Consider the following 19,244-nt stretch of genomic DNA (forward strand, 5'->3'; position numbering starts at 1 on the left):
CAGTTCCCAGGTTGAGCCCGGGGATTTCACTTCCAACTTACTGAACCACCTACGCGCGCTTTACGCCCAGTAATTCCGATTAACGCTTGCACCCTTCGTATTACCGCGGCTGCTGGCACGAAGTTAGCCGGTGCTTATTCTGTCGGTAACGTCAAAATAGCAACGTATTAGGCTACTACCCTTCCTCCCAACTTAAAGTGCTTTACAATCCGAAGACCTTCTTCACACACGCGGCATGGCTGGATCAGGCTTTCGCCCATTGTCCAATATTCCCCACTGCTGCCTCCCGTAGGAGTCTGGACCGTGTCTCAGTTCCAGTGTGACTGATCATCCTCTCAGACCAGTTACGGATCGTCGCCTTGGTGAGCCATTACCTCACCAACTAGCTAATCCGACCTAGGCTCATCTAATGGCGCGAGGTCCGAAGATCCCCCGCTTTCTCCCGTAGGACGTATGCGGTATTAGCGTCCGTTTCCGAACGTTATCCCCCACCACTAGGCAGATTCCTAGGCATTACTCACCCGTCCGCCGCTCTCAAGAGAAGCAAGCTTCTCTCTACCGCTCGACTTGCATGTGTTAGGCCTGCCGCCAGCGTTCAATCTGAGCCATGATCAAACTCTTCAGTTCAATACTGCTTGGGTTTTGAGAAAACCCTAAACTTGGCTCAGCAATCGACAAAAAACTCTCAAATTAACGAGTGTTACTTGTGATGCTGATAATCTTGCGACTAGCAGTCTTACCTCACAAGCACCCACACGAATTGCTTGATTCAGTTGTTAAAGAGCGGTTGGTTAAGTCTTTCGTCTCAACCGAGGCGCGCATTCTACAGCAGCCTCACCTTCCGTCAAGTGATTTTGAAAATTTCTTTTCAATCTCAATCACTTGCGCCTCCGATCAACATCTAGCCTCTCGTCAGCGGGAGGCGAATTCTACAGCGTTTCAAAGCGCTGTCAACCGCCTATTTTACCGCTTTCGATCTGCCTGACCGAACCTCTTCAGACTCAAACATCACCACCTGAAGAGGTGGCGCATTCTACGCAGCTTTCGCTGCTTTGCAACCCCTAATTTAAATCTAACTTCTTGTTTTATAAGAAGTTTAAGGGGCCGCTTACGCCTGAAGAGCTGCGCATTATAGGGACAGAAAATCCAAGGTCAACCGAATATTGCGCTTTTGTTTCACCCTCCCAGCAAAAGCCTGCGCAACAAGCCAAGCACCGCGTCGCCTGCAGAAACGACAAAGCCGTTGAAGCTGACGCTTCAACGGCTTTGTCGAACCACGCACCCAATTACTAGGCGCTTGTACCACGACGCAGACGCAACAAGTACTGGATAGGACCTGAAGCCGCATAGGCCAAGAAGATGATCAGCAGAATCCGCGGAGGATCACTGAACACAACAGCGAACACCAGCACCACCGCCAAAATCGCCACGAAAGGCACACGCCCCTTCAAGTCGAGATCCTTGAAGCTGTTGTATTTGATATTACTGACCATCAGCATACCGGCAGCGGCCACCAGAAGCGCCACGACAAAGGCCATGTTCGAGCCTTTGATACCGAAATCACTGAACGCCCACACCGTACCTGCCACCACACCAGCAGCCGCCGGACTGGCCAAGCCAATAAAGTAGCGCTTATCGACACTACCAATCTGCGTATTGAAACGCGCCAACCGCAGTGCGGCACCCGCCACATAGATGAAGGCGACCATCCAGCCAACCTTACCCATACTGCCCAGCGCCCATTCAAACGCAAGCAAGGCAGGGGCCACACCAAAGGCGACCATATCGGACAGCGAGTCGTACTCGGCACCAAAAGCACTCTGGGTATTGGTCAGACGCGCGACACGCCCATCCAGACCGTCCAGCACCATGGCCACAAACACCGCAGCGGCCGCCACATAAAAGTTGCCGTTCATGGCATTGATGATGGCGTAAAAACCAGCAAACAGATTGGCCGTGGTAAACAGGTTTGGCAGCAGATAGATGCCGCGGTGGCGCACCTTACGCCCTTCGGCATCATGGCCCTCCTCTACATGCTCATCGATCGGCAGCAGACTTTCGGCGTCGGCGGGAGACTGAGGCTCATCTGGACGTTCATTCATGAACAACACCTTGCAACGGATTTGGACAATTTCGACAGGCGCCGACGCGAAGCGTTCACGACAACCCACATGCATACTCCGGCTTTATACCAGAAGCCTTGCTGCACCATGAAAAAACGCGGCCTTGGCCGCGTTTTTTCTCACACCATAAAACCTTAGTTCTTGGCTTTGTCGACGATCTTGTTCGCCGAAATCCAAGGCATCATGGAACGCAGCTTCTCACCAACCACTTCAATACCGTGAGCCGCGTTGTTGCGACGATAGGCAGTCATGGATGCGTAGTTGGTAGCGCCTTCCTGGATGAACATCTTGGCGTATTCGCCATCCTGGATACGCTTCAGCGCATTGCGCATGGCAGCACGGGATTCGGCGTTGATCACTTCAGGGCCGGTCACGTACTCGCCGTATTCGGCATTGTTGGAGATCGAGTAGTTCATGTTGGCGATGCCGCCTTCATACATGAGGTCAACGATCAACTTCAGTTCGTGCAAGCACTCGAAGTAGGCCATTTCTGGCGCATAGCCAGCATCGACCAGGGTTTCGAAGCCCGCTTTGACCAACTCAACGCAACCACCGCACAGAACGGCTTGCTCGCCAAACAAGTCGGTTTCAGTTTCATCTTTGAAAGTAGTTTCAATGATACCGGTACGACCGCCGCCCACGCCCGAAGCGTAAGACAGGGCAACGTTCTTGGCGTTGCCGGAAGCATCCTGATAGACGGCGATCAGATCAGGGATACCACCGCCTTTGACGAACTCAGAGCGCACAGTGTGGCCCGGCGCTTTCGGCGCGATCATGATCACGTCGAGATCGCTGCGCGGAACAACCTGGTTGTAGTGGATCGCGAAGCCGTGGGAAAAGGCCAGAGTGGCGCCTTTCTTGATGTTCGGCTCGATCTCATTCTTGTACAGCTGAGACTGGAATTCGTCCGGAGTCAGGATCATGACCAGATCAGCACCGGCAACGGCACTGGCCACATCGGACACTTTCAGACCATGGGCTTCCGCCTTGGCAACAGTGGCCGAGCCTTTACGCAGGCCAACAGTGACGTCAACACCAGAATCTTTCAGGTTGCACGCCTGAGCGTGGCCTTGGGAGCCGTAACCGATGATGGCAACTTTCTTGCCCTGGATGATCGAGAGGTCACAGTCTTTGTCGTAATAAACTTTCATGTTCTTGGCTCTTTTAATCGAAATGGGCTGGGGTGCATGCACCGCGACGAAGACACCTTAAGTGATCCGCCGCATTGCGTAAAATGATATATTTGCAACACAACGTGCCGATAATTGAAACCATAATGGACAGCCACGCACTCCGACTCTTCCTCTCCCTGGCCGACAACCTGCACTTCGGCAAAACCAGCCGCGAGCAACACGTCAGCCCCTCTGCACTCAGCCGCAGCATCAAGCAACTCGAGGACGAACTCGGTGCCGCGCTGTTTCTACGCGATAACCGCTCAGTACGCCTGACCCGTGAGGGACAGCAATTTCGCGAGTATGCCAGCGAGGTCATGAATGGCTGGCAAGCGATGCGCCAGGCCTTCAAGCAGGATCAATTAATTCTGCACGGGGAGCTCTCGCTCTATTGCTCGGTAACGGCCAGCTACAGCTTCCTCTATGACATATTGAGTAGCTTCCGCCAAGACTACCCACGCATTGAAATGAAGCTGCACACCGGCGACCCAGCAAAAGCTGTCGAGCGCGTACAGGAAGGACTGGAAGACCTTGCTATCGGCGCCCGCCCAGACAACCTGCCAAGCGGCATCGCATTTCAATCCATCGCTCGCTCGGCGCTGTGCTTTATCGGCCCGCTGTCACCTCAACTGCTCACCGAAGAGCAAGTGAAACACCCCGGCACGAACACCTGGAAAGACGTACCGATGATTCTCTCGGAAGAAGGCCTGGCCAGAACTCGCACCGACCGCTGGTTGAAAAGCCACAGCATCAAACCGCGTATTTACGCCCAAGTGAGCGGCAACGAAGCCATCGTCAGCATGGTCAGCCTGGGTTTTGGCATTGGCGTGGTGCCGCAGATCGTACTCGACAACAGCCCCCTGACAGAGCGCATCCGCATCTACGACATTCATCCGCCGTTGACGGCCTATGACATCGGCCTGTTCGCACTGGAGAAACGCCTGAAAGAGCCGTTGATCAACGCTTTCTGGAACCGCCAACGCTAAAGAGACTGGCAACGACGGCGGCTAAAGCCAGGGACTTTCCCTCTTAATGCAAAAAGCCCTCGGGAGAAAATCCCCCGAGGGCTTTTTGCGTGTATCAACCCAACGTAATCAGATGCTCAGCACCTTGTCACCGCGTGCAATGCCGGTGACGCCACTGCGCACGGTCTCCAGAATCGACGTAGTGCCGATGGCCTGGATAAAGCTGTCGAGCTTGTCGCTCGTGCCGGCCAGCTGGATGGTGTAGACGCTGCTGGTCACATCGACGATCTGCCCACGGAAGATGTCGGTAGTACGTTTGACTTCAGCACGCTGTGCGCCAGTCGCCTTGACCTTCACCAGCATCAGCTCGCGCTCGACGTGAGCGCTTTCCGACAGGTCGACCAGCTTGACCACCTCGACCAGCTTGTTGAGGTTTTTGGTGATCTGCTCGATCACCTCATCATGACCGACAGTGGTCAGGGTCAGACGCGACAGGGTCGGGTCTTCAGTCGGCGCCACGGTCAGGCTTTCGATGTTGTAGTTGCGCTGCGAGAACAGACCGACCACACGGGACAATGCGCCGGGCTCGTTTTCCAGCAGCAGGGAAATAATGTGTCGCATGATTAGGTACGCTCCGTCTTGCTCAGCCACATATCGCGCATCGCACCGTCTTTGATCTGCATCGGATAGACGTGCTCACTGGTATCAACCTGGATGTCGAGGAACACCAGGCGATCTTTCATCGCAAAAGCCTCCTCCATCTTCGGCTTGAGGTCTTTGAGGTCAGTGATGCGGATACCAACATGGCCATAGGCTTCGGCCAGCTTGACGAAGTCCGGCAACGACTCCATGTAGGAGTGCGAGTGACGGCTGCTGTACATCATGTCCTGCCACTGACGCACCATACCCAGCGCGCCGTTGTTCAGGTTGACGATTTTCACCGGCAAACCGTATTGCAGGCAGGTCGACAATTCCTGAATGTTCATCTGGATGCTGCCTTCACCTGTTACACAGGCTACTTCTTCATCCGGGAAGCTCAGTTTCACACCCATGGCGGCCGGGAAACCGAAGCCCATGGTGCCCAGACCACCGGAGTTGATCCAGCGATTCGGCTTGTTGAAGCGGTAGTACTGTGCGGCAAACATCTGGTGCTGACCGACGTCCGAGGTCACAAAGGCATCGCCCTTGGTCACTTCGGAGAGCATCTCAATCACCGCCTGCGGCTTGATGATGCTGCCATCACCTTCGTTGTACGGGAACAGACGGCCACTGCCGCGCCACTCGTCGATCTGCTTCCACCAGCTCGCCAAGGCATCCTTGTTCAGCTGCTCACCGATCTCTTTGAGGATGGCGACCATTTCGGTCATCACGCTATCAACCGGGCCAACGATAGGAATATCGGCCTTGATGGTTTTGGAGATCGAGGCTGGATCGATATCGATGTGAATGATCTTGGCATTCGGGCAGAACTTGCTCGCACCGTTGATCACGCGGTCATCGAAACGCGCACCGATCGCCAGAATCACATCAGCGTGGTGCATCGCCAAGTTGGCGGTGTAGCTGCCGTGCATGCCAAGCATGCCGAGGAACTGGCGATCAGTACCTGGATAGCCACCCAAGCCCATCAGGGTATTGGTGACGGGCAGGTTGAGCATTTGTGCCAGTTCAGTCAGCGGCGCGGCAGCACCGCCCATGATCACGCCACCACCGGAGTAGACGATCGGGCGCTTGGCTGTCAGCAACAGCTCGGCTGCCTTGCGAATCTGCCCGGAGTGACCGCGCAGGGCCGGGCTGTAGGAGCGCAACTTGACCTTCTTCGGATAGACATACTCGAACTTTTCAGCCGGGTTAGTCATGTCCTTGGGAATATCCACAACCACCGGGCCTGGACGGCCGGATTGTGCCAGGTAGAAGGCTTTTTTCAGGACTTCAGGGATTTCCGAAGCATGCTTGATCATGAAGCTGTGCTTCACGATCGGCCGGGAAATACCGATCATGTCGGTTTCCTGGAAGGCATCGGTACCGACCATATTGCTCGGCACTTGGCCCGACAGCACCACCATCGGAATGGAGTCCATGTAGGCAGTGGCAATACCGGTAATGGCATTGGTCGCGCCTGGGCCAGAGGTCACTAGCACCACACCGGCTTTGCCGGTGGCACGGGCGTAACCGTCTGCCATGTGAGTAGCCGCTTGTTCGTGGCGAACCAGGATGTGATTGACTTCCGGTTCTTTGAACAGGGCATCGTAGATATGCAGCAGGGCACCGCCCGGGTACCCATAGATATTCTTAACGCCTTCGTCACGCAAAAAGCGGACGACCATTTCAGCGCCGGATAAAAGCTCCACGTTATTCACCTCTTGTACGCCAGAATGCCACCCAACAACGGGCAGCCCTAAGTAGGTCTTACTGTCAGCGGACGCGCACGACGGTGATCGCGGATTCGAAACATCAGCTTGACGAGTAACGGAGCAGCCCATGGTCTTGCGGGGCTGACCCTCCCAGCGCGAGGTAACGCGTTGCGGGTGTCACGGTTCGGCGCGGATAGCGCCTCTGTTCGCTGAGCTGGAGGACACTTGCGGTGGACCCCACTACAGCGAACGGTGGATTGTTCGGATTCGGCGCAGCCAAGTCAAGCGATCTGTGACTTAACCTGCAATCTTCTGCTGTGACGCAGCGCAGGATGACGATTCAAACATTTTGGTTATAGTAGTCAGCAGGCACCGCAGCTCAACATAAGGAAACCGCATGCGCCGCATGATTATCACCAGCAGCTTGCTGCTCGCCATGAGCACCACTGCCATGGCAAGCCAGGTTTACAAGTGGGTCGACGCCCAGGGCGTGACACACTTCAGTGCGCAGCCGCCGCAGGGTCAAGAGGCGACCAGCATCAATACCGCCGTGCCGGCCGCCAAACCAGCCGCCAGTGAAACACCAAAACCTGCACCGACTTTCGAAAGCATTGCCGACCCCGAACAGGCGGCCATCGATGAAAAGGTCAAACAAGACGTTGCCGCCAAGGAAGCCGAGCGCAAAAAGTATTGCGCCGACGTGCGCACCAACCTTGCGCAACTGCAGAACAATCCGCGCCTGCGCATGGAAGTGGACGGTGAAGTGCGCCGCCTGAGCGAAGATGAGCGTCAGGCACGTATCAGCGAGACGCAGAAGTCGATTGCCGACAACTGCCAGTGAAGTGATCGGCGCGACTCAGGTCGCGCCAGCAATCAATCGATCGAACTCACCCAAGAGCCTGATCAACTCCCGCGCACGCCCCATCTCACCCTGATAAACCTGCTCGGCCATTGGCTGAATACCAGATGCTGTCGGCAAGGCTGCGGCTGACTCAAGCAGCTGCTTCATGCGCGGCAGAAAGATCCACTGCAACCACTGCTCAAACGCCAGGGTGTCGACACAGAACGGCTGCTGACTGGCCAGCGCCTCAGCCGCTGGCGGTTGTTCGCTCCACCAGTGCTGCAGGCGCAATTCACGCTCAATCAATAGCAACTGCTCCGCCAGCAGCGGGACGCGCGAATCCATCACAGACTGACTCGCGCCTGCTCACGGGCTTGCGCAGCACCGGCGGCATCACCTTGGCGCTCACGGGCCTGGGCAATCAGGTTCCACAGACTGGCCTGCAGCGCCGGACGACCACTGGCATAGCTCAAACCACGTCGGGCGAACTGTTCGGCCTGTGCCGCATCACCCTGCGCTAGACGCACCTCAGCCAGGCGGTAGAGCACCTGCGGCTCACGTGGAGCAATGCGCTGAGCACGCTCCAGACTGGAGGCTGCGCCATTCAGATCACCGCCACCCTGCTGTTGTTGAGCAGTGGTCAGCAGGGCGAGTACCGGGCCATCCAGTTGCTCATCCATGGCCAGGCCACCACTGGGAATACCACTGGGGGCCGGCGCCGCATAACCACCCTGGGTAGCCGGCGGCGTTGCACTCCATGGCTGGCTCGACGTGCCGGTGTCCAACGGCGCGTTACCGGCCGGGAAGGATTGAATCGGCGTCGTCGTACCGCCACCTGGAACCATCACCACCACACCGGAATCTTCCGGCAAAGCCTGCACCTGGGGCGTTGCTGCCGGGTAACCGCTGGTAGCGGAGGCCTGGCCAGATGAAATCGAAGAGCCGCCTTCAACCACAGGAATAGAGCCGCGCGGCACACTGCTGCAGCCCGCCAGTACCAGCGAAGCCGTTACAGCTGGGATCAACCATTTATTCACAACACACCCTCTCACTTAATCCAACCAGCCGCGTACCCAATCCATCACTTCGTTGACCGGTGCCTGAATACCACAAGCCGGCCCAGCGACAGGCTGGCTGCCGCGAATATAAGGCATCTGTACCGCGTTCGGACAACTCGGATCCGCACCCTGCCCACTAGTGGCATCGATCCAGGCCTGCACCACATTGTCTGGTACTGGCATGTCCAGCGGCAGCGGATCGGCCTTGCGCATGAAATCCGTCCACACCTGCAGCGCTCCGGTAGCGCCGGTCAAGGGCGTCGGTCCATTGTCATCACGACCCAGCCAGACCACCGCCAGCACATCCTGACCGAAGCCAGCAAACCAGCTGTCGCGCGAATCATTACTGGTGCCCGTTTTGCCGGCCAGCGCCAGCGAGCGTGGCAACTGACTGTACACCGAGCGCCCAGTGCCTTCAGACATCGTGCGCTGCATGGCGTTCTGCAACAGGTAGATGGCGCCACTGTCGAAGCGTTGTTGAATCTGGAAGGGATAGCGTTTCAACGGCTGGCCATCGGCCGTCAGCACATTGCGGATGCTGCGCAGAGGCGTATTGAACCCGCCATTGGCCAGGGTCTGATACATGTTCGCCACGTTCATCGGGCTCAACCCGCCCGCGCCCAGCAACATCGACGGATAAGCCGGCCACTCCTGCTCGACACCCAGCCGCTTAACCGTTTTCAACACCTCTGGCACCCCCACTTCCAACCCCAGCTTGGCGGTGGACAGGTTGTAGGAGTTGACCAGTCCCTGGTACAGGTAAATCGTGCCATGGGCCTTGCGGTCGTAGTTCTGCGGGCTCCATACCTGACCATTGGCGCCTTTGATGGAGAACGGCTGATCCTCCAGCAGGCTGGTCAGGGTGTACTGACTCGGTCGTTCGAGCGCCGTCAGGTAAATCGCCGGTTTGATCAACGAACCGATTGGCCGTACCGCATCCAGCGCCCGGTTGAACCCGGCAAAGCGCGGCTGACGGCTGCCGATGATCGCCTGCACTTCGCCACTTTCCGGACTGGTTACGACCATGCCCGCCTCAACCTGATCAACCCCTTTGCGTCCAGACAGGCGCTTGAGCGTGTCCGCCAGAGCGCTTTCTGCCTTGAGCTGCAGAATCGGATCGAAGCTGGTGAAAATGCGCAGCCCTTCTTCGGTCAGGTCCTGCTCCTGGTAATCCTCACGCAACTGGCGTTTGACCAGATCGAGGAAGGCCGGGAATGAGCTGTCCGCCAGACTGCCGCGACGAGTAATACCCAGCGGCTTCTGCTTCGCCGCTTCCACCTCTTCGACACTGGCTACGCCCTGTTCTGCCAGCACATCCAGCACCAGGTTACGGCGCTCCAGCGCGCGCTCAGGGTTACGCCGCGGATTGTAGTAAGTCGGCCCCTTGACCATACCGACCAACAAGGCGACCTGGTCAAGCTTCAGTTCGGACAGCGGCTGACTGAAGAAATACTGACTGGCCAGACCAAAGCCATGCACCGCACGCTGACCGTCCTGACCGAGGAAAACCTCGTTGAGGTAGGCTTCAAGAATGTCCTTCTTGTCGTAATGCAGCTCCAGCAGCACCGCCATCATGGCCTCGGTGGCCTTGCGCGAGAGGCTGCGCTCATTGGTCAGGTAGAAGTTCTTCACCAACTGCTGAGTCAGGGTGCTGCCGCCCTGGCGCAGCTGACCGGCGGTGGCGTTGATCCACACCGCACGGGCAATGCCCTTGGGCGACACGCCGAAGTGATTGAAGAACTCGCGATCCTCGATCGCCACCAGGGTTTCCACCAGATAAGGCGGCACCTGCTCCAGCTTGATCAGCACGCGATCTTCCTGATGCGCGGGGTACAAGCCGCCAATCAGTAACGGCTCAAGCCGCGCCACGGCCAGGTTGCCACCGCCTGCCTGAGTCAGCCCGGCAACATAATCGCCAGAAAAACGCACACGCACACGCTGCGCAGGCTCGGTGCTTTCATAGAACTGGAAACCGCGCGAATGCAGCTCGATGTTATTGCCCGCCACCGAAACGCCCCCTGGGCCCGCCACCGTGTTTTCACGGCGATAGCCCAAAGCGTCCAACTCCTTGAGGAAGTCATCCTTGGCCAGCTTCTGCCCCACGAACAGCTCCAGCGGCCGTGCATAGACCTTGGCGGGCACGGTCCAGCGCTTGCCGGAGAACTTCTCCTGGACCACAGCATCGAGATAAACCGCAAACACGGCGAGCACCACCAGACCGACCAGACTGAGCTTGAGAGCCCAGCCCAGCCAGGGGCGCATGCCACCGGTACGGCGTTTAGAACGGGGACGGGAAGATCGGGTACGAGTCATGGCGCGGCATTATACGCACTTTGCCCGTTTGCCAGCAGGCCGCCGCTGCGGTTTGCAGACTGATCTTGAGCGGCCATAATGGCCGCCTCTTATTTCAGTACAACGCCAAGGATCGCCCGTGAGCCAAGCTCTGATCGCCGCATTGCAGAACCCGGCACTCTACCCGCACCCGGTGGAGCAGTTTCAGGTTATCGAAACCCATATTTCCTGGGTGATACTCACTGGCACCTTCGCCTACAAAATCAAGAAACCGGTGAATTTCGGTTTCCTCGATTTCACCGAGCTGAGCGCCCGCGAGCACTTCTGCAAGGAAGAGCTGCGCCTCAACCAGCGTCTAACTCAGGGCCTGTACCTGGACGTGCTGCCAATCAGTGGCAGCCTCGAGGCCCCGCAGCTCGGCGGCAGCGGCGCGGCTATCGAGTACGTGCTGAAAATGCGCCAGTTCCCGCAAAGCCAGCTGCTCAGTGATGTCCAGGCCCGCGGCGAGCTGACTGAAGCGCACATCGATGGCCTGGCCAAGCAGATTGCTGACTTCCACGTCGCCACCCCTGCCGTGGCCACCAGCCATGTGCTGTGCTCACCAGAGGCCATCGCCGCGCCAATGCGACAAAACTTCGAGCAGATTCGCCCACTGCTCAATGATGCCGCCGACCTGCAACAGCTGGCGGCCCTGCAAGAATGGACCGAGGCCACTTATACTCGCCTGGAACCGCTGCTGGCCGAACGCGCCCAAAATGGCTCGATCCGCGAATGTCACGGTGATATCCACCTGGGCAACGCCACCTTGCTCGACGGCCAGGTGGTGCTGTTCGACTGCATTGAGTTCAACGAACCGTTCCGCCTGATCGATATCGCATCGGATGCCGCCTTCCTCGCCATGGACCTGGAAGACCGGGGCCTCAAGGCCCACGCCTGGCGCTTCGTCAATGCCTGGCTGGAACACACTGGCGACTACGCTGCCCTGCAACTGCTGAATTTCTACAAGGCCTACCGCGCCCTGGTGCGTGCCAAAGTCGCGCTGTTCAGTCTGGCCCACCAGACCGATGCCGTACAGAAGGCGGTCACCCTGCGCCAGTACCGCAACTATGCCAACCTGGCGGAAAGTTACAGCGCCATCCCGTCCAGCTTCCTGGCCATCACCCACGGGGTTTCTGCTGTGGGCAAAAGCCATGTGGCCATGCGCCTGGTTGAAGCCCTCGGGGCGATTCGTCTGCGTTCGGATGTAGAACGCAAGCGCCTGTTCGGCGAGCAAAAGGATGTCGACCTCGGCAAACTCAGCGCCGGCATCTACAGCCAGGATGCCAGCGCGGCCACCTACCAACGCCTGCACCAGCTGGCCGAGTCAGCCCTGCGCGCCGGTTTTCCGGTCGTTATCGACGCCACCTACCTCAAGCAAGCCCAGCGTGATGCCGCCAGCCAAGTGGCCGAGTCCTGCGGCGCGCCCTTCCTGATTCTCGAATGCCATGCACCTGACGAGGTGATTGCCAGCTGGCTGGAACAACGCCAGGCCGCCGGCACCGACCCATCCGATGCCACTATGGATGTTGTGCGCGCCCAGCACGCCAGCCGTGAAGCGCTCAGCGAGGACGAACTACTGCACAGCAAGCGCGTCGACACTCATGAAAGCGCCAGCCTGGACACCTTGATCGCACGCATCCGCCAGCGTCTTCCAGGGCTGTAAACCTCGTAGGGGAAACCCACCCGCGGCGCGAGCAGAGCGCGCCGCGGCCTCTATACTGAGGAAAACCCTCATATGGAGATGCCCCATGAGTCAGCCCAGACAACTGGACAACCCGTTGTATGCCCTGATCCACAACGAAAAGATTTCGGCCTTCAACGCGCAGAAACCCAAGGACGCCATCGTCGACCTGAGCGACGGCGACTTTCGCGGGCTCGACCTGCGGGCCCTTGACGCCCTGGGGATCAACTTCACCAACGCCTACTTCCGCGGCGCCGACCTGCGCGGTCTGGATCTGCGTAACGCCAAACTCGAAGGCGCCAGCCTGGCCCATGCCCAGATATCCGGGGCTTACTTCCCGGTCGAGCTGACGGCGGACGAGATTCTCATGTCAGTCAATTTCGGAACCCGCCTGCGTTACAACACCCGTTGAACAGCCAGCCCGTCAGCCAACTGTTCGGAGCACGAGCCGACGCCTACGCCAACTTCCGCCCGCACTATCCACCCAGCCTGTTCAACTGGCTGGCCGACCAGTGCCCGCGACACCAGCGTGCGTTGGACATTGCCTGCGGCAATGGCCAAGCCAGCTATCCACTGCTGGAACACTTTGAACAGGTGCTGGCCTGCGACAGCAGCCTTCAGCAGTTGCAGGCAGGGCAGAATCAGCCTGGCTTGCAACAGTTCGTTGCCGAGGCAACCAAGCAGCCTTTGCCCAGCCGGAGCCTGGACCTGATCGTGGTGGCACAGGCGCTGCACTGGTTCGCCACCCCTGCGTTCTTTGCCGAGGTACGCCGCCTATTACAGCCTGGAGGGGTGTTCTGCGCCTGGTGCTATAGCCTGATGCGCATTGATAGCCCAATAGATGCCTTGATTGATCACTTCTATTGGCAAACGCTTGGCGTCTACTGGCCAACAGGACGCACCAGTGTCGATGCTGGCTATCGCGACATCGAAAACCCCTTCTGCCCACTCGCCCCACCTGCTTCATCGATTACCGCGCACTGGTCACTGGAGCAGCTACTGGGTTACCTGCGCACCTGGTCTGCGGTGCAGCGTTACGAGCAGCAAAACGGCCATGACCCGTTGCAACAATTGGAGCCCGAACTGCGCCAAGTCTGGGGTGATGCCAAGCAGCCACGCTTTATCCAGTGGCCGCTACACTTTCTTGCAGGAACGCCAAACTGACTCCATCCGCACGACTGCCTAGCAGCGCAAGGAGGCCTGATGAACGATGAGCTGCAACACCTGAAGAACCTCGGGAAAACCTCGGCCCAGTGGCTACACGCAGTTGGCATCCACAGTGCCAATGACTTGCGTCGACTGGGTGCGGTCAGCGCCTACCGAGCGGTGCGCGCCCGCGGCTTCCGGGCCTCCAAAGTACTGTTGTACGCCATCGAAGGTGCCTTGCTGGACGTGCATTGGAACGACCTACCCCCAGGGCACAAGGCAGAACTGAACGGCCAACTCGATGAAAGTTCACGCCACAACAAGAGCTAGCTCACAACCTCTCAGGCTTTTGATTTACCTGAAGCCCGCTGGCAACTATTGTTTTAGGGACGTTCGTGCGGTTTAGTATGCCCAGCCAGTTCAAGGAAATTCGCTCATGTATTTACTCGGGGAGCAACCGGCTTACGCCGATCAGCTGATCAACCGACTACAAAGCATCCCCACCCAATTGCTCGAAGGCCTGGCGCCTGCGGGTTCTGCGTTGCAGCTGGAGCGGGCGGATGATCTGGCCAAGATCCTGCCGGGCAATCAACTGTTCATCATTGAAAACGGCCTGCTGCATGCAGTGGTTGACGAACGCCCGCTGTTCTACCTGCAGGAAGGTGACCTGGTTGGCCTGCGCCAAGGGCTGGACATGCCGAGCTGCCGCTACAGCAGCGAAGAACAACTGAGCCTGATCCCCTACTCGCGCAGTGACGTGTTCAAGCACATCTATGCCAACGAGCAGCGCCAGGAACTGTTCATCCAGTATCTGATCGGCCATACCGCTCTGCTGTCTGACGCCCTCGCGCGCCTGAAACAGCCGGAAATCCGCCCGTCCACCGGTTTCCAGCACTTTGCTGCCGGTGAAGAGCTGATTCATCAGGGCGATGTCGCTGACAACGTCTTCATCATCATCGAAGGCCACGCCGAAGCGTACGTCGATGGGCACAAGGTCGGTGATGTACAGAAGGATGAAATCTTCGGCGCCATGGCCGTGTTCACCCGTGAGAAGCGCAGCGCCACTGTACTGGCCAGCGAGCCCTGCACCGTGATGGTCATCCCCAAAGAACAATTCCTCAGCCTGATGCAGAGCAACCCACGAATTGCCCACAGCCTGATCGAGAGCATGGCCAAGCGCATCGACCTGCTCAATAAGGAAGTCACCCAGCTGCGCCTGCCCGCTGCCGAAGCCTGATCAAAGCGTGCAAGCAAACAAACCCGGCCTGGTGCCGGGTTTTTTGTTTATGGCATCACAGATTCCGCCAGCGCTAAAAAAGTTTTGGTAGAAGTGTTGACTTGAAAATGAGAATTGTTATTATTACCTCAACTGGTCGCGAGATCAGCCGATAAGCTTAAGAGACCTTCAGTCGGCCTCTTCAGATTATCTCCTCATCAGGCTAATCACGGTTATTGACCCGGCTTTTGCCGGGTCTTTTTTTGCCTGTCGAAAAGTACGCTCAGCAACCTTTAGTAATCGACCTGCGCCAACCATTCCGGCAGATTGAAGTGCTGGCTTACCCGGCAGATCTTGCCGTCACGAATCTCGAAGAAACTCGCCGCCGTCAGCTGATAACTCTGGCCACAGGCATCCGGTAGGCCATCATCGGTGCTCAGGTATTCGCCGCTCAGGATGAATTCGCAGGCGGCGCGCTGCCCACTTGGCTCGGTGAGTATCTGCAGGTTATCGATGCTTTCGCGGTAGCAGCGCTGGGTGCGCTCCAGGTAATCGGCAAAAGCTTGTACGCCTTGCTCGCGCGGCCCCTGGTTAATATCCAGCAGCACATCGTCGCTGAGCAGAGCCAGGCAGGCGCGGCTATCGCGCTCGTTGAGGGCGTTGAAATAACGGGTAAGCAGGGCGTGGGCAGCGGCTGGCATCGGCGGTCTCCGGTAAAAACCGCAGACTACCTGCTCAGCCGCAGGCAAGTCGGGCTAGGGTCGCAGTTTTGCGCAGTGATCCTGCTCAGGTTGCGCCGGGGTGAACCAGACGTAATCGGCCGACTCAGCGGCTACCTGGCTGCCGACCTCGGCCAGAATCAGCACCTGCACGCCTTGAGCAGCGTCTAAATCCTGCAAATGCAAGGGCACACCCAGCTCACGACGCACATGAAAGGCGCCGGCAAACAGCAGGCTCGGCTCCGGCGCGGCCAGCAGCGCTTCAGCCATACGCCGGTCGCGTTGCTGCTGCACGGCAAGCATGGCGGGCAGCTGACTTTCCGGCAGCAGGTTGCAATGCGACTGGCGAATCTGCTCAAACAACGCCTCGCGCACCGGCTCAGCCGTGGAGGCCGAACCTTGCAGTTGTGGCACCTGGGCATAAATCTGCATGATTTCACGGCGCTCAAGGTTGGCAGCCAACAACGGGTACGGCTGACGCAGCGCATGCTGTACCAGCGGCCCGTACAACGACCAGGCCCAGCCCGGCTGCCAACTCAAGGCTCCAAGGATGTCCTGCGGCGCCTGCCCGGCCGCAATGGCTGCGCGTACCTGATCGACCTTGGCCTGCTGATCCGGCGTGAGCATTTCCAGCAGCAGACTGCCTTGTGGCCGCTGCGCGGCGAGCGCGCGCAACAACCAGAGCTGCAGCGCATGGTGATCGGGATTGTCATGCCGCTCGCCGACCAGCACCTTGGGTGCTGCGGCTAAACGCTCCAGCAGCTGCGCCGGAGTAAGCCGCGCGCCAGTGCGCAACTCGACAATCTGCCCCAGCTCAGGATGCTGCAAACCCTCGGGGCTTTGCCAGGCGGGTAAAGCCGGTAACGAGGCCTGACAGGCACTCAACAGCGCGGCAACCAGCAATAACGCAATACGCATAAACAAGACCTTAACGAGCAACGATTAAAGGGTGACCACGCTCTGGATGCTGCTGCACCAGCACTTCAAGACCGAACACCGCCTGCAATGGTTCGGCGCGCAGCACTTCTTCGGGGCTGCCGAGCGCATGAGGGCGACCACGCTCCAGCAGCAACAAGCGGTCGCAGTAGCGCGCGGCCAGGTTGAGATCGTGAAGAATCACCAGCACCGCTGCGCCCTGCTCGACGAATGCTCGAGTGGCCTGCAATGTGGTGTGCTGATGCAGCGGGTCAAGCATTGAGGTCGGCTCATCGAGCAGCAGCATCTGCCCTTCGCCGCCCGGCCAGAGCTGCGCCAGCACCCGCGCCAGGTGCACGCGCTGACGCTCGCCGCCGGATAACGCCAGGTAACTGCGCCCGGCCAGATGCAAGGCATCGGCCGCCTCCAGCGCCTGCTTGATAATCTGCGCATCACGCACACGCCCACTCGCATGGGGCAAACGGCCCATGCCGACCACTTCTTCCACGCGAAAGGCAAAATTCAGCGTCGAGGTTTGTGGCAACACCGCCAGGCGTTGCGCACGCTCGCTGCCGGGCCAGTCCTGCAAGCGCCGTTGATCCAGCCAGACAGCGCCGTGGCTCGGCTGCAACTCGCCACACAAAGCACCGAGCAAGGTGCTCTTGCCGGCACCATTTGGACCCAGCACGCCGAGCACTTCCCCCGGACGCAGCTCCAGGTTGATATCCGCCAACACCGTGCACGGGCCGCGCTGTACCGCCAGATTTTCCGCGCGCAGCATCAGGTACGCCCCCGCAGCAAGAGATAAAGGAAGAACGGCGCGCCAATCAGCGCCGTGACGATACCGATCGGCAATTCGGCCGGTGCCAGCACCAGCCGCGCGGCCAGATCCGCCAGCAGCAGCAGACTGGCACCCGCCAAGGCTGAGGCTGGCAACAGCACGCGATGATCCGGTCCCACCAGCAGACGCACCAGATGCGGCACCACCAGGCCGATAAAGCCAATCATCCCTGCCGCCGCCACGGCCGCGCCGACGCCAAGGGCGGTGCAGAACACCAGTTCAGCCTTGATTCGCTCAACCGCAAAACCCAAGTGGCGCGCTTCAGACTCGCCCAGCAGCAAGGCATTCAGGGCCTTGGCTCGGCGCGGCAACCACAGCGCCACCGCTGCCGTGACCAACAGCAGCGGCCACAGACGCGCGTAACTGGCGCCATTCAGGCTGCCCAGGTTCCAGAATGTCAGGGTGCGCAAGGTGGCGTCATCGGCCAGGTAGGTGAACAGGCCAATGGCCGCACCGGCCAATGCCGTCAGCGCAATACCGGCCAGGAGCATGGTCGCCACATGGGTTTCGCCGTCACGCCGGCCCAGGCGATAGACCAGCGCCGTCACCCCCAGCCCACCGATAAAGGCACACAACGACAATAGATACGGCGCGAATGCTTCCGGTAAGCCGCCCAGTGCCGCACCACCGACAATCGCAATCGACGCGCCGAGCGCCGCGCCGCTGGATACCCCGATCAACCCAGGGTCAGCTAGCGGGTTACGAAACAGCCCCTGCATCGCCACGCCGCATAGCGCCAGCACCGCGCCGACCAGCAGGCCGAGCAAGGTGCGTGGCAGGCGAATCTGCCCGAGAATCAACTCGGCCTGGACCAACTCGTCACCCGCTTGCGCCCAGCCAAGCAGGCGTAGTGCTGCCTTGAGGGTGTCGAGCAGCGGCAGACTGACCGGCCCCAGTGCCAGGGATAACCAGAGCGCAAGCGCCAGCAACAGGCTCAGTGCGATAAACAGTGAGCGCGGTCGAATAACAGGATTCATGGCGTGGGCTTAGCTTCGGCGACCAGAGGTTGGCTGGCAGGATAAAAGGCTGCGGACAAGGCCGCCAGCCCATCCGGCAAACGCGGGCCAAGCCCCCCGACCAGCAGCGTCGGATCGAGCATCAGCAAACGCTGGTTACGCGCTGCCCGGGTCGCCGCCAGCGCCGGGTTCTGCTGCAGCAATGCCTCACGCGCGGCGTCACCGGACAGGCTGCGGTCGGCGATGATCACCACCTCCGGATCAAGCGCCAGCAGGGCTTCGGTGGAGAGGGCCTTGAAACCGCTGTGACTGGCCAGGTTGCGCCCGCCGGCGCGCTCGATCAGCCAATCGGCCGAAGTATCCTTGCCACCCGCCATCGGGCTACCGCCGGCATGCCCAAGTAACAGCAGCACGCCAGGCGCCGCCTGTTGACGCTGCGCGGTCACCAACCAGTCGGCCTGCAGCTGCAAGCGTTGCTGATAGGCCGCAAAGGCCTGATCGGCGCGTTGCGGCTCGCCCAACAACGTGCCGATGCGCTGCAGGCTGGCCTGCAAACTGCTCAGATCCGCCTTGGACGAGAGCATTTCCACCCGTACACCAGCACCACGCAATTGCGCCAGCACCGGCGGCGGGCCCATCTCTTCACTGCCAATCAAAATATCCGGGCGCAGCGTCAACATGCCCTCGGCCGCCAGCTGGCGCTGATAACCAATGCTCGGCAGCGCGCGCAGCGACTCGGGATGCTGGCTGGTGCTATCCACCCCGACCAGACGGCTTTCGCCACCCAACACCACCACCCACTCGCTGAGCGAGCCGCCGGAACTGATCCAGCGTTGCGGCAACGGCTCGGCGGCCATCAGCCAGGAACAGGACAACAAGCTCGCACTCAGGGCGAGCAGAGAACTAAGGCGCTTCATGAGAATTCTCTA

At 59.2% G+C, this 19,244-nt stretch carries 19 protein-coding genes and 1 rRNA gene (1 of these 20 cut by a window edge); 7 read left to right on the forward strand and 13 right to left on the reverse strand.

Annotated features, from left to right (window positions below; all coding sequences use genetic code 11):
• The 3 genes from ACOCLD_RS17430 to ilvC all read right to left on the reverse strand — a co-directional run.
• Positions 1 to 627: ribosomal RNA gene (locus ACOCLD_RS17430) — 16S ribosomal RNA — on the reverse strand; it reaches 909 nt to the left of the window's first position.
• Between the two features lie 662 nt (positions 628 to 1,289).
• Entirely contained in the window at positions 1,290 to 2,102 is an 813-nt protein-coding gene (pssA, locus tag ACOCLD_RS17435) for a CDP-diacylglycerol--serine O-phosphatidyltransferase (RefSeq protein ID WP_422911836.1), read from the reverse strand.
• Between the two features lie 155 nt (positions 2,103 to 2,257).
• Positions 2,258 to 3,274 carry a ketol-acid reductoisomerase gene (gene ilvC / locus ACOCLD_RS17440; RefSeq protein ID WP_257777460.1) on the reverse strand — a complete coding sequence of 339 codons (1,017 nt, stop codon included), beginning with the start codon at positions 3,272 to 3,274 and terminating at the stop codon, positions 2,258 to 2,260.
• A gap of 125 nt (positions 3,275 to 3,399) precedes the next feature.
• Between ilvC and ilvY the strand changes: the two genes are divergently transcribed.
• Positions 3,400 to 4,281 carry an HTH-type transcriptional activator IlvY gene (gene ilvY, locus ACOCLD_RS17445; RefSeq protein WP_422910070.1) on the forward strand — a complete coding sequence of 294 codons (882 nt, stop codon included), beginning with the start codon at positions 3,400 to 3,402 and terminating at the stop codon, positions 4,279 to 4,281.
• Between the two features lie 108 nt (positions 4,282 to 4,389).
• Here ilvY and ilvN read toward each other — a convergent pair whose 3' ends face one another.
• Both ilvN and ACOCLD_RS17455 read right to left on the reverse strand, forming a co-directional pair.
• Positions 4,390 to 4,881 carry an acetolactate synthase small subunit gene (ilvN, locus tag ACOCLD_RS17450; protein ID WP_108488665.1) on the reverse strand — a complete coding sequence of 164 codons (492 nt, stop codon included), beginning with the start codon at positions 4,879 to 4,881 and terminating at the stop codon, positions 4,390 to 4,392.
• A 2-nt stretch (positions 4,882 to 4,883) separates the two neighbouring features.
• Entirely contained in the window at positions 4,884 to 6,608 is a 1,725-nt protein-coding gene (locus ACOCLD_RS17455; RefSeq protein ID WP_257777466.1) for an acetolactate synthase 3 large subunit, read from the reverse strand.
• 400 nt (positions 6,609 to 7,008) lie between these two features.
• Here ACOCLD_RS17455 and ACOCLD_RS17460 point away from each other — a divergent pair, with 400 nt between their 5' ends.
• A complete protein-coding gene (locus ACOCLD_RS17460; protein WP_422910071.1) occupies positions 7,009 to 7,452 on the forward strand; it encodes a DUF4124 domain-containing protein in 444 nt (147 codons plus the stop codon).
• Between the two features lie 15 nt (positions 7,453 to 7,467).
• Here the strand turns inward: ACOCLD_RS17460 and ACOCLD_RS17465 are convergent, their stop codons facing one another.
• From ACOCLD_RS17465 to mrcB, 3 genes are read right to left on the reverse strand one after another with little or no spacing between them, the layout of a single operon-like run.
• The gene (locus ACOCLD_RS17465; RefSeq protein ID WP_422910072.1) at positions 7,468 to 7,797 is read right to left on the reverse strand and encodes a YqcC family protein; all 330 of its coding nucleotides are present in this window, start codon (positions 7,795 to 7,797) and stop codon (positions 7,468 to 7,470) included.
• Positions 7,797 to 8,489, reverse strand: a complete 693-nt coding sequence (locus ACOCLD_RS17470) for a tetratricopeptide repeat protein (protein ID WP_233686497.1) — start codon at positions 8,487 to 8,489, stop codon at positions 7,797 to 7,799. The genes ACOCLD_RS17465 and ACOCLD_RS17470 overlap by 1 nt, the downstream gene beginning before the upstream one ends.
• Positions 8,490 to 8,504: 15 nt before the next feature.
• Positions 8,505 to 10,823 (reverse strand): penicillin-binding protein 1B, encoded by a 2,319-nt coding sequence (gene mrcB, locus ACOCLD_RS17475; RefSeq protein ID WP_422910073.1) that lies wholly within the window; start codon positions 10,821 to 10,823, stop codon positions 8,505 to 8,507.
• A gap of 118 nt (positions 10,824 to 10,941) precedes the next feature.
• On the opposite strand from mrcB, the gene ACOCLD_RS17480 reads away from it, so the two are divergent.
• The 5 genes from ACOCLD_RS17480 (at position 10,942) to ACOCLD_RS17500 (ending at position 14,905) form a co-directional block, all read left to right on the forward strand.
• On the forward strand, positions 10,942 to 12,504 hold the full coding sequence (locus ACOCLD_RS17480; protein WP_422910074.1) for an AAA family ATPase: 1,563 nt from the start codon (positions 10,942 to 10,944) through the stop codon (positions 12,502 to 12,504).
• An 85-nt stretch (positions 12,505 to 12,589) separates the two neighbouring features.
• Complete coding sequence (locus ACOCLD_RS17485) at positions 12,590 to 12,934, forward strand: pentapeptide repeat-containing protein (RefSeq protein WP_392540529.1); 345 nt, start codon at positions 12,590 to 12,592, stop codon at positions 12,932 to 12,934.
• The gene (locus ACOCLD_RS17490; RefSeq protein ID WP_422910075.1) at positions 12,931 to 13,686 is read left to right on the forward strand and encodes a class I SAM-dependent methyltransferase; all 756 of its coding nucleotides are present in this window, start codon (positions 12,931 to 12,933) and stop codon (positions 13,684 to 13,686) included. The genes ACOCLD_RS17485 and ACOCLD_RS17490 overlap by 4 nt, the downstream gene beginning before the upstream one ends.
• A gap of 39 nt (positions 13,687 to 13,725) precedes the next feature.
• On the forward strand, positions 13,726 to 13,998 hold the full coding sequence (locus ACOCLD_RS17495; protein WP_257777474.1) for a TfoX/Sxy family protein: 273 nt from the start codon (positions 13,726 to 13,728) through the stop codon (positions 13,996 to 13,998).
• A 106-nt stretch (positions 13,999 to 14,104) separates the two neighbouring features.
• Positions 14,105 to 14,905: a Crp/Fnr family transcriptional regulator gene (locus ACOCLD_RS17500; protein ID WP_257777475.1), complete on the forward strand. Its 801-nt coding sequence runs from the start codon at positions 14,105 to 14,107 to the stop codon at positions 14,903 to 14,905.
• 272 nt (positions 14,906 to 15,177) lie between these two features.
• Here the strand turns inward: ACOCLD_RS17500 and ACOCLD_RS17505 are convergent, their stop codons facing one another.
• From ACOCLD_RS17505 to ACOCLD_RS17525, 5 genes are read right to left on the reverse strand one after another with little or no spacing between them, the layout of a single operon-like run.
• Complete coding sequence (locus ACOCLD_RS17505; RefSeq protein ID WP_422910076.1) at positions 15,178 to 15,585, reverse strand: nuclear transport factor 2 family protein; 408 nt, start codon at positions 15,583 to 15,585, stop codon at positions 15,178 to 15,180.
• A gap of 54 nt (positions 15,586 to 15,639) precedes the next feature.
• Positions 15,640 to 16,521, reverse strand: a complete 882-nt coding sequence (locus tag ACOCLD_RS17510; RefSeq protein WP_422910077.1) for a ChaN family lipoprotein — start codon at positions 16,519 to 16,521, stop codon at positions 15,640 to 15,642.
• Positions 16,522 to 16,531: 10 nt separating this feature from the next.
• Positions 16,532 to 17,299: a heme ABC transporter ATP-binding protein gene (locus ACOCLD_RS17515; protein WP_422910078.1), complete on the reverse strand. Its 768-nt coding sequence runs from the start codon at positions 17,297 to 17,299 to the stop codon at positions 16,532 to 16,534.
• Positions 17,299 to 18,336, reverse strand: coding sequence for a FecCD family ABC transporter permease (locus ACOCLD_RS17520; RefSeq protein WP_422910079.1), 1,038 nt, complete (start codon positions 18,334 to 18,336; stop codon positions 17,299 to 17,301). The genes ACOCLD_RS17515 and ACOCLD_RS17520 overlap by 1 nt, the downstream gene beginning before the upstream one ends.
• A complete protein-coding gene (locus tag ACOCLD_RS17525) occupies positions 18,333 to 19,232 on the reverse strand; it encodes a heme/hemin ABC transporter substrate-binding protein (protein WP_422910080.1) in 900 nt (299 codons plus the stop codon). Before ACOCLD_RS17525 ends, ACOCLD_RS17520 begins: the two co-directional genes overlap by 4 nt.
• Positions 19,233 to 19,244: the final 12 nt, after the last annotated feature.

The sequence above is a fragment of the Pseudomonas cimarronensis genome (assembly GCF_049331905.1).
Taxonomy (GTDB): Bacteria; Pseudomonadota; Gammaproteobacteria; order Pseudomonadales; family Pseudomonadaceae; genus Aquipseudomonas.

Coding starts and splice junctions, on each gene's coding strand:
- pssA (WP_422911836.1), bottom strand. CDS start 2,102: ATGAATGAACGTCCAGATGAGCCTCAGTCTCCCGCCGACGCCGAAAGT.
- ilvC (WP_257777460.1), bottom strand. CDS start 3,274: ATGAAAGTTTATTACGACAAAGACTGTGACCTCTCGATCATCCAGGGC.
- ilvY (WP_422910070.1), top strand. CDS start 3,400: ATGGACAGCCACGCACTCCGACTCTTCCTCTCCCTGGCCGACAACCTG.
- ilvN (WP_108488665.1), bottom strand. CDS start 4,881: ATGCGACACATTATTTCCCTGCTGCTGGAAAACGAGCCCGGCGCATTG.
- ACOCLD_RS17460 (WP_422910071.1), top strand. CDS start 7,009: ATGCGCCGCATGATTATCACCAGCAGCTTGCTGCTCGCCATGAGCACC.
- ACOCLD_RS17465 (WP_422910072.1), bottom strand. CDS start 7,797: ATGGATTCGCGCGTCCCGCTGCTGGCGGAGCAGTTGCTATTGATTGAG.
- mrcB (WP_422910073.1), bottom strand. CDS start 10,823: ATGACTCGTACCCGATCTTCCCGTCCCCGTTCTAAACGCCGTACCGGT.
- ACOCLD_RS17485 (WP_392540529.1), top strand. CDS start 12,590: ATGAGTCAGCCCAGACAACTGGACAACCCGTTGTATGCCCTGATCCAC.
- ACOCLD_RS17495 (WP_257777474.1), top strand. CDS start 13,726: ATGAACGATGAGCTGCAACACCTGAAGAACCTCGGGAAAACCTCGGCC.
- ACOCLD_RS17500 (WP_257777475.1), top strand. CDS start 14,105: ATGTATTTACTCGGGGAGCAACCGGCTTACGCCGATCAGCTGATCAAC.
- ACOCLD_RS17505 (WP_422910076.1), bottom strand. CDS start 15,585: ATGCCAGCCGCTGCCCACGCCCTGCTTACCCGTTATTTCAACGCCCTC.
- ACOCLD_RS17510 (WP_422910077.1), bottom strand. CDS start 16,521: ATGCGTATTGCGTTATTGCTGGTTGCCGCGCTGTTGAGTGCCTGTCAG.
- ACOCLD_RS17515 (WP_422910078.1), bottom strand. CDS start 17,299: ATGCTGCGCGCGGAAAATCTGGCGGTACAGCGCGGCCCGTGCACGGTG.
- ACOCLD_RS17520 (WP_422910079.1), bottom strand. CDS start 18,336: ATGAATCCTGTTATTCGACCGCGCTCACTGTTTATCGCACTGAGCCTG.
- ACOCLD_RS17525 (WP_422910080.1), bottom strand. CDS start 19,232: ATGAAGCGCCTTAGTTCTCTGCTCGCCCTGAGTGCGAGCTTGTTGTCC.